The organism is Wolbachia endosymbiont (group B) of Lycaena phlaeas (assembly GCF_947251875.1).
In the GTDB taxonomy this organism is placed as follows: domain Bacteria; phylum Pseudomonadota; class Alphaproteobacteria; order Rickettsiales; family Anaplasmataceae; genus Wolbachia.
Genome location: NZ_OX366392.1, coordinates 579,024 through 591,434, shown reverse-complemented (window position 1 = coordinate 591,434; position 12,411 = coordinate 579,024). Strand labels below are relative to the sequence as shown.

The 12,411-nt window shown below is 36.3% G+C and carries 14 protein-coding genes and 1 pseudogene; 4 read left to right on the top strand and 11 right to left on the bottom strand.

The features are described 5' to 3' along the window. Positions 1–66: 66 nt before the first annotated feature. The 11 genes from OPR37_RS02665 to OPR37_RS02615 form a co-directional block, all read right to left on the bottom strand. Complete coding sequence (locus OPR37_RS02665; protein WP_264711305.1) at positions 67–1,071, bottom strand: major capsid protein; 1,005 nt, start codon at positions 1,069–1,071, stop codon at positions 67–69. 32 nt (positions 1,072–1,103) lie between these two features. Continuing rightward, positions 1,104–1,478: a head decoration protein gene (locus tag OPR37_RS02660; protein WP_264685000.1), complete on the bottom strand. Its 375-nt coding sequence runs from the start codon at positions 1,476–1,478 to the stop codon at positions 1,104–1,106. A 75-nt stretch (positions 1,479–1,553) separates the two neighbouring features. Then, positions 1,554–2,615, bottom strand: a complete 1,062-nt coding sequence (locus OPR37_RS02655) for a S49 family peptidase (protein WP_264684999.1) — start codon at positions 2,613–2,615, stop codon at positions 1,554–1,556. 14 nt (positions 2,616–2,629) lie between these two features. Continuing rightward, positions 2,630–4,042 (bottom strand): phage portal protein, encoded by a 1,413-nt coding sequence (locus tag OPR37_RS02650; protein ID WP_264684998.1) that lies wholly within the window; start codon positions 4,040–4,042, stop codon positions 2,630–2,632. After that, positions 4,042–5,073, bottom strand: coding sequence for a PDDEXK nuclease domain-containing protein (locus OPR37_RS02645; RefSeq protein ID WP_096097252.1), 1,032 nt, complete (start codon positions 5,071–5,073; stop codon positions 4,042–4,044). Before OPR37_RS02645 ends, OPR37_RS02650 begins: the two co-directional genes overlap by 1 nt. 26 nt (positions 5,074–5,099) lie before the next feature. Next, on the bottom strand, positions 5,100–5,324 hold the full coding sequence (locus OPR37_RS02640; protein ID WP_007302777.1) for a gpW family head-tail joining protein: 225 nt from the start codon (positions 5,322–5,324) through the stop codon (positions 5,100–5,102). After that, the gene (locus OPR37_RS02635) at positions 5,317–7,149 is read right to left on the bottom strand and encodes a phage terminase large subunit family protein (RefSeq protein WP_264685033.1); all 1,833 of its coding nucleotides are present in this window, start codon (positions 7,147–7,149) and stop codon (positions 5,317–5,319) included. Before OPR37_RS02635 ends, OPR37_RS02640 begins: the two co-directional genes overlap by 8 nt. After that, complete coding sequence (locus tag OPR37_RS02630; RefSeq protein ID WP_406848666.1) at positions 7,146–8,621, bottom strand: ankyrin repeat domain-containing protein; 1,476 nt, start codon at positions 8,619–8,621, stop codon at positions 7,146–7,148. Before OPR37_RS02630 ends, OPR37_RS02635 begins: the two co-directional genes overlap by 4 nt. Before the next feature lie 14 nt (positions 8,622–8,635). Continuing rightward, positions 8,636–9,121: a hypothetical protein gene (locus OPR37_RS02625; RefSeq protein WP_264684995.1), complete on the bottom strand. Its 486-nt coding sequence runs from the start codon at positions 9,119–9,121 to the stop codon at positions 8,636–8,638. Positions 9,122–9,136: 15 nt separating this feature from the next. After that, positions 9,137–10,357 (bottom strand): DNA modification methylase, encoded by a 1,221-nt coding sequence (locus OPR37_RS02620; protein WP_264684994.1) that lies wholly within the window; start codon positions 10,355–10,357, stop codon positions 9,137–9,139. 109 nt (positions 10,358–10,466) lie between these two features. Then, on the bottom strand, positions 10,467–10,931 hold the full coding sequence (locus OPR37_RS02615) for a RuvC family protein (protein ID WP_264685032.1): 465 nt from the start codon (positions 10,929–10,931) through the stop codon (positions 10,467–10,469). A gap of 292 nt (positions 10,932–11,223) precedes the next feature. Here OPR37_RS02615 and OPR37_RS06300 point away from each other — a divergent pair, with 292 nt between their 5' ends. The 4 genes and pseudogenes from OPR37_RS06300 to OPR37_RS06285 all read left to right on the top strand — a co-directional run bounded on the left by OPR37_RS06300 (position 11,224) and on the right by OPR37_RS06285 (position 12,166). Beyond that, positions 11,224–11,454 (top strand): hypothetical protein, encoded by a 231-nt coding sequence (locus OPR37_RS06300; protein ID WP_264377351.1) that lies wholly within the window; start codon positions 11,224–11,226, stop codon positions 11,452–11,454. Further along, a pseudogene (gene rhuM / locus OPR37_RS06295) lies at positions 11,396–11,765 on the top strand (RhuM family protein). The gene OPR37_RS06300 and the pseudogene rhuM overlap by 59 nt, the downstream one beginning before the upstream one ends. Before the next feature lie 16 nt (positions 11,766–11,781). Next, complete coding sequence (locus tag OPR37_RS06290; protein ID WP_264376393.1) at positions 11,782–12,027, top strand: virulence RhuM family protein; 246 nt, start codon at positions 11,782–11,784, stop codon at positions 12,025–12,027. Next, positions 12,014–12,166, top strand: coding sequence for a hypothetical protein (locus tag OPR37_RS06285; RefSeq protein ID WP_264376392.1), 153 nt, complete (start codon positions 12,014–12,016; stop codon positions 12,164–12,166). The genes OPR37_RS06290 and OPR37_RS06285 overlap by 14 nt, the downstream gene beginning before the upstream one ends. Positions 12,167–12,411: the final 245 nt, after the last annotated feature.

Below are 12,411 nucleotides of genomic sequence, written 5' to 3'. Positions count from 1 at the left end.
TATATTTTTTTAGCATACTCAACACATATTAAAACCATAAGTAGAGTTTTCTACGTGAGGGCTCTACTATGTTGTTACTATTTTTACCAAAACGGACGGACGGTGGCACATTGGCAATGGATTCGACTGCGTATGTAAATCAGTTCCTCTATCAAATCTCCTTGGTTCTTGTTTTGCATATAGTGGCTGTCCAAGAGTATTTACTGTTTCATTAAAATCTGCTGGTGCAAAATATGTTGTAAATGTGCTTGCTGTTCCTAGTGGAAAACAGTGTCCCGTATCTCTTTCTATAAATCTTCTTACGGTTCCTTCAGGATCAGTTGCTTGCCCTCTATATTCCTCAAATGTAATTCCACAAAACGTAAATCCTGACCTCATATCGTTCCTTAGCGCTGCTCCTTCTTGCCATCTCTCATATGCTTCTTTTACTTTAGCATGAGAAGTTAGTGCATCAAAAAACTCAGGACTTACCAAGGCATGAATTCCGGTCATATATTCACCACTTAGATTATCTTCTATATGCCGGAGTACTTCCAGACACTTACGTTTTACATCTGTTGTTGCTGTTCCCAGTGCAAAATTTACTACTTTTGGTGCTATTTCAAATTCGTTGTACAAATTTAATAATTCTGACCCGTCAGCATCTAAAATTATTCCTTTCAGCGCTCCCATTCGTAAATGCTCTAATGTTATTGCATGTTTATTTCTCATTAGTTGTAAATGGTCAGTTATTACGTCTGCTAGCGCTTTAAGTTCACTTTCTGATCCAAATGCCCTTATTCCTTGTACTTCTTCTGGCAGCACTACATCATCATGCGGAATGTGCGGAATCGTAAATGTTCTTACCTTTCTTTTTCCTCTTTTTCCTACTGTTGCTGGCGCTCCGGGTAACTGCGTTGGTAGTAAACTTAATACTCCGTTTTGCTCTTCTATAGTAATATGTCTAAATCTTACTGACTTACTTGGAAACAAATTTAAATTCTCAACACGTCCATAATTTATCGGCAATATATTCAGCGCATTTGTTAGTGCCGTCATGCTAAATGCTGTATTTGTAAATGGATTTTGCATTTTTTCTCTCCCTTTTTTCCTATTAATTTTAGTTAAACTCCCTTGCGAATGATGATCCCTCGTGCTTCAAGTTGCTTTATTGCTGCAGCTTTCTGCTCTTCAGTAATATTTGTTGGCCATACAACTGCATGATCTGCTAGCATTGCACTGCGAGTAATAATTACTCCTTTAATATCAGAATCTTTGCTATGTATATCGGTTGTAATTACTCCTACTGCTGTTTGTGTGCCGTCTGTTCCAGTGGGGTTCAGCACTCTAATAAAACCATCATCTGTCTTCTTGGCAACTACTGCACCAAGCTTAAGATTTTGACCTTTAGCTACTGTTATTTGATCTCTTGAATATAGACTTGATGCCTCATACTTTAATAAGTCACCTAGATTATTTTGTTCAGTTATACATGTCATATTTTCTTTTCTCCTTTTTTCCCTTTAGTTTACCGCCATGTTTGTAGTTGTTGTACCCGGCGGTTATAAAAAAACTTAAATACTTGATTGTGCTCTAGCTTTAGCTACTTGCATCATCAACTCCTCTCCTGAATTCTGTGGTATTGCACTCAGTATCTCTGTCTTTTTCGTTCGCTCTGCAAGTAACTCCATTAAAACCTCCCTTGCCTGCTCAACACTTACGCTTTGCTCAATAAATTCTCCTATTTTCTCTGGCATTCGTGATAAGTTACATAAACGTATTAATTCAAGAACTTCATTACGATACTTAGTTAAATTATCAGTTTCTAGGTCAGTTGTAGTTCGTTCATTCATAGTAATACTCCTGTTTTTATTAATAGATGAAAGAATTGTCATTCCGTCTGCAAGGCCTATTTCTACTGCTTTCTCGCCAAAATATAGACCTGCTTCTGTTGATCGAATCTTTTCAATTGAAAGACCTCTGTTCCTTGCTATTAGCTGCAAAAACATTTCATATAGTCGGTCTACTTCTTTTTGTAAGCTTTCCAGACTTTCAGACGTCATTGGCTCATGCGGATTTAAATCATTCTTTCGACTGCCAGCAAAGATTGTGGTGTATTTTATTCCCTGTTTTTCATCAAACCCACTTTGATCTATATGACTTGCTATTACTCCAATACTGCCAACACCAGAAGTGCGGGTGAGAAAAATCTTTTCAGCGCTAGAGGCTATAGCGTACGCAGCAGAGTATGCATCATCATTTGCTAATGCCACAATTCTCTTTTTTGCTCTTGATTCATAAATAAAATCAGCCAGGTCAAATATACCGTTTACCTCTCCTCCGGGGCTGTCTATTTCCAGTATAATTGTCTCTATGCTACTATCTGCTAATGCTTGTGTAATTTGTTCTTCTATTTGCTCATATGATGTCATTCCCAGAAAGACGTCAAAAGCTCCTGGTTTTTTGGTCAAAATTCCATGTATTTCTATTACTGCTGTTTTTTCTATATTCTGATTTACTGCATGTTTTATATTTTTAAAGATAGGTTGTTTTCCGTTATATAGTGACAACAGGTCAAAGCTTTTTTGCTCTATCATCATCGGCCTACATAGCCAGTTGGTTTGTAAAATTTCCATAAAGTAAACGAGATTTATTTTGTTTGTGTCCTGACATCAGAATCAAAGAAAAGGTTGAGAGAATCAGCACGCTTTTGATCTTCTGCTATTTCTTGGTCAATTTCTTCTACATCGTAACCCATTTCTGATACTACTTCTGAGCGACTCTTGAAGCCATTTCTTACCGCCATTTGCTGTGCTTGCTGGTCTTTCAGTGGATCTACCCAATCAAATCCCTGTGGTATCCATTTTACTTCTTCTTTCGCTGCTTTTACTACTTTTTCATCTATACTCAGTTCTCCACAAAGTACTGCTAACTCTAGCCATTTACTCCATACTGGTCTGCAAAATTGAAATACCATAATGTTATGTTGCAGCATAGCACATCGACGACGAAACTCTATTAATCCTGCTCGAATGGATGAATAATTAACACCTGTTAAATCTCCTGTTAGCTGCTCATATGTTATTCCTGTACCTATTGCTATTGCCCTCAGTTGCTGTCTCATGAATGCTTCATAACTTCCTCCTACATCTGATGGCTCTGAAAATTTTATGTCCTCTCCTGGGTCTAAAAGTTGCATTGTTCCAGGTTCTAGGCCAGATAGTGCTACTCCTTGCTCATTACTTTCACCTTCTCCTAAAATATTTGCTTCAGGATCGAGCCTTGTAATAAACCCTGCAAACATTGCTGCAGTTTTCTTTCTCACCAGCTCTGCATCATCATATTGATCAAGCTCATAAAGCTTTAGCAGTATATTAGAAAGCCATGGCTCTCCTCTAATTTGCCCAGGTCTTAATGGTCTATAGATATGTAAAACATCATTTGCTGGCACTCTCACTGATTCACCAAACGAGCTTTCTCCTGGATGTTCTCTAAATAAGTAATATGCCTCTCTTTGCCCAAGCCTGTTAAACTCAATGCCATTACGGATTATGTTACCATTTGCTAAAGTTTGATTTGTTTTATTATCTAAATGTTCAGATTCAAGTACTTGTAATTGCAGAGGTACACACAGACCATCTTCAGGTTTTCGGATCCGCAGACGTACAAAACATTCTCCTCCCTCTATCATACTTCTGCATACTAGAGCTTGTAATCCATAAAAATCACTTATTCCACAGCTATCTGCTTCATCTGTCCATTTTAGCCATAATTCTTGCACCTTCTTTCGAAATTCTCCATCTCTTGCTTTTGATTGCGGTTTTATTCCTGTTCCAATAGAGTTACTTACTATTGTATCAATAATATTTGCTGCATATGGATTTTTTCTTACCATATCACGAGAGCGGCTACGCAAGTGCTCAAGGCTTTGAGACAGCAAATTGTTTATACTTCCCGCTTCTCCTTGCCAATACATTACCCTTCTTCCTGAGCCTGCTGCATCCCATGCTAAACTTTTTATCTTTGGTTTGCTAAATAATTGCTTGAACGATTTTAACAGCATTACTTTTCCTTATCTGAAACTTTGGATAACTCAGCCTCTAGCTCTTCTATTGTTGGCAAGGCTGTCTTTACATTCTCTGGTAGATTTTCAGTAATTTTATATTCTGCCAACCCTATCGGTTTATTTATGTCTTTCAGTGTATACTTAGCTAGCACGTTATCCTTTGACTTGCATAAAATTAATCCTATAGATGGTTGATCTGTCTCGTGCTTTAGTAAATCATCAACGGCTGAAAGATAAAAATTCATTTTACCTGCATATTCTGGCTTGAAATCTTTGTCTTTTAGCTCAATTACTACAAAGCAACGTAACTTTAAATGGTAAAACAATAAATCAATATAGAAGTCTTTATTTCCAACATCTAAGTGAAATTGCCTACCTACAAATGCAAATCCTTCCCCTAGCTCAAGCAAAAACTTCTCTACATGGCCTACAAGACCTTTTTCCACTTCTCTTTCATGAGCGTCATCTCCTATACTCAAAAAATCAAAAATATATGGATCTTTTAATGTATAATGTGCTAAATCTGACTGGGGAGAAGGTAACTTATCTTTGAAGTTAGTAACAGCTTTTCCTTGACGTTTGTGCAATTCACGTTCGATTTGCATCACCATTATACTACGTGACCAACCGTGCTCTATAGCTTTTTGAAAATAAAATAGTCTTTCTTTTGGATCTTTTACTTTATCTAAAATAACTACAATATGAAACCAAGGCAATTGTGCAGCAACCTGCTGCGTAAATTCAGTATCTTGATATTCTGCAGCAAATTGACGCATATAAGTAAGATTCCTAGCACTAAATCCCTTCATTTCTGGAAATGCGCTTCTCAAATCCTTACTTAGCTGATCTATGATTTTAGCACCCCAACCATGTTCTTTTTGGCGCCTTAAGATCTCTGTACCAATATAGTGATAAAGCACAATGAGTTTGCTATTTACTGCTAGTGCTGCTTTATAACGACTAGTAGCAATCTGTTCTTTGAGCTGCTCTAAAAATTCTGTATATTCTTTTGCTATAATTTTTGTCATACGGTTCCTTTTAACGATTTTTATCATTATATGATCCCTTTACTCGTTGAAAAAACAATCTTTCTCTTCGGTTTCATTCCAACAATCTTTAGCTCAGCTTTAATACGTTGTCTTAAGTTTAGTAAATCATTTATCTGAACTTCAGCATATCTCACTACATGGTCACCATATGCAATTGATACTACTCGCTCTCCGTTTTGCAGCTTCTTTATCGCTTCTTCGACTTGAACTAAATACTCTTCGTTATACATTTTCCAGCCACTTACTCTGTCTTACTTTCTTAGGTTTTTTACTTTCTATTTTTCCACTTAAACTATTCCATTTACTCTCTGGCCAACGATCAATCCCAAGTGCTATTGATGCTGCTCTTGCGTAAATTCGGCAATCTAGTACTTCATTTCTTTCTCTTACCTTTTGCCACTCTTGTTTGGTATAACCTTTTACTACTTTGCTGACTAATTGCTCTGCCGTTAGCTGCTTAAAATATTCAGGTGCATACTCCGGAAAATGACAATATCCTGCTGGCACTTTTTCTTTTTCCCCGTTTTTTAAAACATTAAGTAGTTGAAAAAGCTCTGATTTTAATATCGATACTCCTACTGGCCAGAGCTTTATTCCTCTCTTTAGCTTTTGACCACCAACTGTTATATCTACTCTACTTGGGCTGCTAAGTGGTACTAATGCTTTATTTACACCTTTTACTGCCATTACTCTTCCAGAGCCTTGATGACCTCTTACCCAATTGTATACTTCTTGTGTCGCATACCCAGCATCAACCGCCATCATACTTATCATGTATTCAAGACCATTTTCACCGATAAAATGATGACTCAGAAGCTCCGAAAGCTTTCCCCATACTTCTCCACCTCCTGTATCTCCTTCAAATACTCGATAGTCTATTGACCAACTTTCGCGGCTTTTTCCCCAGGCTACAACTTCTACTTCTAAACGATCTTTTTGAACATCAACTCCTGCTGTGAGAACTACTTCGCCTTTTGGTACTGTGCCAATCTGAAAAAATTCTCTTCTGTTGAATAATTGCTTCCAGTCTGGTACTTCTCCCTTATCTACCCAGGTTTCTCCAAGCGTTGTGTTGATCCAAACTTTCAGTAATTGTTCACTTTCCTTTGCATGCAGAAAATCCTCTACTGCTTGTTGCCAACTATACCAGCCAACTGGACTATAAAGACTTGAAAGATGAAATCCTTTTTTCTCCCCTTCTTTTGCCTCTGTAGCTCTCCATTCTCCACGTTCTAGCATCTCTGTCTTTTGATGATTTTCTATTTTGCCGCTACATTCAGTGCAGACATAATGTGCTGTTCTTGAGTCGTTGTTTTCCCATTTTATTTGTGACCATTTTAGAACTTGATAGTAATTACAATACGGACAGGGAACAAAAAAATATCTCTTATCTGTTGCTTCAAATTCTTTCTCAATTCTGCTTATTCCATGAATCGTTGGCGTTGATACTAAAAAAATCTTTCGTCGTGCAAATGTATTAGTTCGGGCTATGCTGAGTAAAACTGGATCTCCTTCTCCTCCTGAATCTCCTGGGTAGGCATCTATTTCATCAAGAAAGAGATATTTTACTGGCATAGATCTCAGTGCTACACTGCTATTTGCTCCGGTTATTACTACTATTCCACCTGGAAATTCCTTACTTTGTACAGTATTCCCTGAATCTCTTGATCTTGGGTCTTTTACTTTACTTTTTAAACATGGCGTACTCTCTATTAATGGTGCAAATCTTCCCTTTGACCAACGTTTTCCCATTTCGACTGTTGGCTGTACTACTAGCATTGGTCCTGGTGTTTGATCGATGATATAGCCAATCCAATTGTTGCCAGCTTCTGTTCCTCCAATCTGCGCTCCTTTCATGAATACTATTTTTTCAGCCGGTGAAGAAGGAGAAAGTGAATCCATGATTTCTTTTAAATAAGGAGTTCTTTCCGTTCTCCACTTCCCTGGCTCTGATGCTGCAGTTGGCGCTAAAACTCGATACTCATTCGCCCACTCTGATACTTTAAGCTCTGGATCTGGTCTTAAACCTTCAGAAAAAGCTCTAGCGTATATCATTGTCTGCATCTACTCATAATTGGTTCTATCTCAATATTGTTAACAGTAGAGTTTATTCCTCCACACTCCTCCAATTCCATAAACATCTTTTTCTGAAATTCGTTTTCTATATATCTTTTGCTCATCTCACTTATCATTATTGCTATAACAAGCGCAAATACTCCTGTTATTGTTGCAAAAATGATCGCACTGCTTATTGTTGTTGCTGTTAAACCTATATATGCTGCCATTGCTACTGCACTTACTGAGGTAAAAACACAGATCGTACTATTGTATTTTCTTACTTTTGCATCTCTATGCTCCATACACCTATAATAAATTGGTACAGATCTGCCTATCTCATCTGGTAATTTGATGCTCTTTTCTTTAAATAAAGTTTTTAGTAACTCTAAATTGTTTGATTTGATTGCTAAGTGCAAAACAGGTGTATAATTTGCTCCTTTTTTCAGCAATAACTTTACTACATGTAAATGCCCTTTTTCCGCAGCAAGATAGATCGGTGATAGACTCTTATTATTTGAAATATCAATATCAATTTCTTCTTTTAAAATTGCATCTACAAGCTCAATTTCTCCTCTTTGTGCAGCTAAATGGAGTAGACTATTCTTTTCAGAACCGTATTTATTACTTATCAAAGCCTTCTTTATCTCAGGTTTAGCGTAATCAAATGGTGTCTTACCATTATCATCCCTGATTAAAGGATCTATATCCTCTCGAGTTAGTAAAACCTCTATTGTTTTAAGTCTTTCAGCGTAATGTAGTGGCGTTTTATTTTCGTAGTCTTGCAAATTTACTTGAGCATTAGGCTCCTTTATTAAGGATTTGAGGATATCAAGACATAAATCTCTTTCATCGTAATTAGTATTACTTACAGCTATATGCACAGGTGACAATTTCATTGAGTTTTGTCCTATGCGCGTGCTATTTACATCTACTCCGAGCTCGAGTAATAACTTTACTATTTCCAGTTTTTTATTATTAACTGCATAGTGCATTGGTGTCTGATTTCGTGCATCAAAGACATCTATTTCAGCTTTTCCTTCTCTTATCAAGATCTTTACAACTTCTGCATGTCCTATTCCTGCTGCTAGATGTAATGGAGTATGATGCAAAGCATTTCGTACATTAACGTCAATACCTTTTCCTATCAAATATCTAACTGCATTAACTTCACCTATCATTGCAGCTAAATGAAGTAAACTATCTTGCTCTGATCCGTATTTATTGTTGATTAGCGCTTGTAATATTTCTGCTTTTTTCCCTTCTTTGGCGTAATCAAGAGATGTTTTACCATCATTATCTTCTATAAAAGGATTAATGTTCTTTTTCGTGAGTAACAGATCTACCATACTTAATTCGTCAAATTCTATAGCGCAATGTAGTGGGGTTTTTCCATTTAATCCTCTAACATTAACATCTAATCCTGGTTGATTGATTAGACACTTTATTAACTCTAAACTTAGCCATTTTATATTCAAAATCTTTTTTATATTTGAAATTTAGTATTAGATAATTCTTGTAATGAGTTTGTAATCTCTTCAGTTAGCGCCATATGAATCTTTTCAGTGTCACTCAGTGATGCAAGCAGTGCTGAAACTCTATTTGGAATATTAAGCAAATTATTACGGACAACTCTTGCTACGTTAAATGCCTCACTTTTTACTTCTTCTACTGCTACAAGTTCTCCTATCTCAGCCTTAGCTTTTGCCTCAAGCAATTTGCCACGTTCCATCTCATTTTTTATTCGCGTTTTTAGCAACATTGTGGAGAGGTTACTTGTATTTTCGTTTTCTGGATTTTTCCTCCTCAGTGGCTGACTTGGATCTCGTATTGCTGCCACCGCTTCATTTGCTTGTTCTCTATTGATCAAACCATCCTCCAACTCAACTATTCCTTTCTTTACTAAATAACAGACATATTGCTTTGAAACTCCTATCTCTCTTGCCCATTCCGTCTGCGTGATTTTTTCCACTCTTTTTGCTCCTTTTTACGAATTTTCTTCTTGAATTTCTGCAAAAGTTTTGTCAGTACCAGAAAGAATTGCTTCCCTACCTGTGTACACTTGCCAACGTTTTATGGTTACATCTACAAATTTTGAATCTAGCTCTATTGTCCTACAAATTCTTCCTGTTCTCTCACATGCAATCAGTGTACTTCCAGAACCGCTAAATGGATCAAGTACTATGTCTCCTGATCTGCTGCTGTTTACTATTGCTCTCTCCATTAGCTCTACTGGCTTCATTGTTGGGTGCAGTGAGTTATGTATTGGCTTATCATAAAACCACAGATCACTTTGATTTCTACCGCCATGCCACTCACGTTTATTGCCGCTTTTCCATCCATAAAGCATTGCTTCGTATTGTCTTTGATAATCTGATCTTCCTAGCGTAAAGTGATTCTTCGCCCAAATGATAAAAGTTGACCATTTCCCTCCCGCTTCCTCAAATGCTTTTTGCAACGTTGAAAACTCTGATGATGATATGCAAATGTAAATTGCACCTTTCGTATATGCTAAAATATGGGAACAGATATCGTAGAGAAAAAGTTCGTACTTTTCACCTTGATTATCGTTTAGTATTTTTTTATCTTCTCTTTCCTGACTGCTACCGTAATCAACGTTATATGGAGGATCACAAATAGTAATGTCTGCCATTTTATCATCTAACAGTGCTTTATATGATTCAATTACAGAGCTATCACCACAATAGATTCGATGATCACCTAAAATCCATAGATCACCTGGTTTTGTTATTTCTACCTTTTTGTCATCACCAACCAAGTCAGAAAAATCTTCTTTTTCACTATCTAAATCATCAAGGAAATGTTGAACTTTTTCTAATTCAAATCCAGTCATTTTAAGATCAAACTGTAAATCTTCTAACTCTTGAATTTCTACTTTCAAAAGCTCATCATCCCACTTTGCCCAATTAGCTGATTGATTTGCCAGTAATCGAAAAGCTTTAGTTTGTGGTTCATTTAAATTATCACTTAAAACCACAGGAATACTTTCTATACCAAGTTTTCTTGCTGCTTTAAGTCTTAAATGACCATCAACCACAGTACCATCGCTTTTTGCAACTATTGGTATACGAAAGCCAAATTCCCGAATAGAAGCACACATTCTGTTGACTACATCGTCATTTTTACGTGGATTACGCTCATATTCGACCAGATTTTGAGTAGGATAGTAGTGGATTGCTAAATTCATATAATTACTGTACTAATTAAAAAGTTAATATTCAAAATATCTCTGACGCTAAAGAAGGCCTGGGGTCAGCACCACCAAACCCGCCAGTATGGCCGAAAGGACCCACTTTTTATGGATTTTTCATCTTATTAATATCTTTACTAAAATCCATAACATAGCACATCAAAGCTAAAGCATCTGCTTGATTATCATCTCTAGGTGAAAAACCTTTTTCACGTATCGCTTCAATAACTTCACTCTTACTTGCATTACCTTTGCCTGCTATAAAGCGTTTTATAGTTTTAACATTAACACCTTTGTATGGTACGTGATGTTCTTCACACCAAGCAGACAGCACTGCAAGAAAACCACCATAGCAATGAGCTGCATCAGTTCCTAGATGTCTTCTTACTTCCTCAAAATACACTGCAGAAATGTCTTTCAAAGAATTAAGCCAATTACGAAAATTTAAGAAGCACATACCGCCTCCACTGAAACGACTACCATGAAAGCCTTTGCTTCCACTTTCAATTATTCCATCTGTTAGAATTGCCCAGCCCGTTTGCTTGCCAAGGTCGAGTGTTAGGATTGACATTTTCTTTGTGTTTGAAGCGTATAGAGGTAAACTAACCTCGTTGAAACAATGCCCTTCTATTATATATATACCGGATTTCTTACTACTTTTTCCGGGATTTTCTAAAAAAAAAGTTAAAATAATTTCAAAACTGCTCACCAGCTAAAGAATAAAGTAGATAGTTCTCTATTTTTAGAGTTTTACAGTTGCTTGTCTTTTTTACAAATAACCTATATGCTACTTGAAGTAAGGTAGAGTAGATATGATAATAAATGAAAACGAAATTTTATTATATACAACTCCAGATGGAGACGTGAGAATTGATGTTTTGTATCGAGATGAAAACATTTGGCTTACACAAAAAAGAATGGCGGAGTTGTTTGATGTTAATATTAGAACAATTAGTGAGCATTTACAGAACATATTTGCTAGTCAAGAGTTAGATAAAGATTCAGTTATCCGGATTTCCCGGAATACTGCTGAAGATGGTAAACAGTACCCTACACAATTTTATAATTTGGATAGCTATTGGTTATCGAGTTAATTCTAAAAAGGCTACATCTTTCAGAGTATGGGCTACAAAAATTTTGAGAGATTTCATCATCAAAGGATTTGCATTAGATAGCGAACGGCTAAAAAACGGCCTAAAGTTTGGCAAAGACTACTTCAATGAATTACTTGAAAAAATCAGGAGCATCCGAACGTAGGTTTTACCAGAAGATTACCGACATTTATGCTGAATGCTCTGCAGACTATGATCCAAATTCAGAAATAACAAAACAATTTTATGCAAAAGTACAGAATAAATTATATTGGGCGATTTACGGCTTGACTGCAGCAGAGCTATCGAGTTGATCATAAAAAACCACATATGGGACTAACTACTTGGAAAGATGGTCTAGGTAATAAAATTCATAAGAGTGATGTAAGTGTTGCAAAAAACTACTTGACTGAAAAAGAATTAAGTGAACTAAATCACATTGTCTCAATGTATCTAGATTATGCAGAACTTCAAGCAAGAAAGCATCGGCTAATGAAAATGCAGAATTGGGTTGAAAAGTTGGATGCATTTCTATTGTTCAATGATTATGAAGTACTTAAAGATGCTGAGTGCTGAAGTTGCAAAAGCTCTAGCTGAAGGAGAATACGAAAAGTATAGAGTTATACAAGATAAATTACATGAATCTGACTTTGATGAATTAATTAAAGCAAGTAAAGAAAGTGAGAAAATAACTACAACAAAAACCAGCTTGTAGTTGAGCTATCTGTGTTTGACATCTTGCTTTTGTTTTAATTTCAAGGGGGGTGAACCACCCTTTAGAAAGCCCTATCTGCCAATAAATAGTGAAAACATAAATCTTTGTCTCCATTATACGAGATAAAATTAGAGACGTAAATAAATAAATTTTGATCTTTGTCTCCATTTTAAGCGGTACATAAGTTTTAGATGCAGAAAAAGCTCAATAGAAAAAAATGATTCATTTCTGTAATTTTAGACACC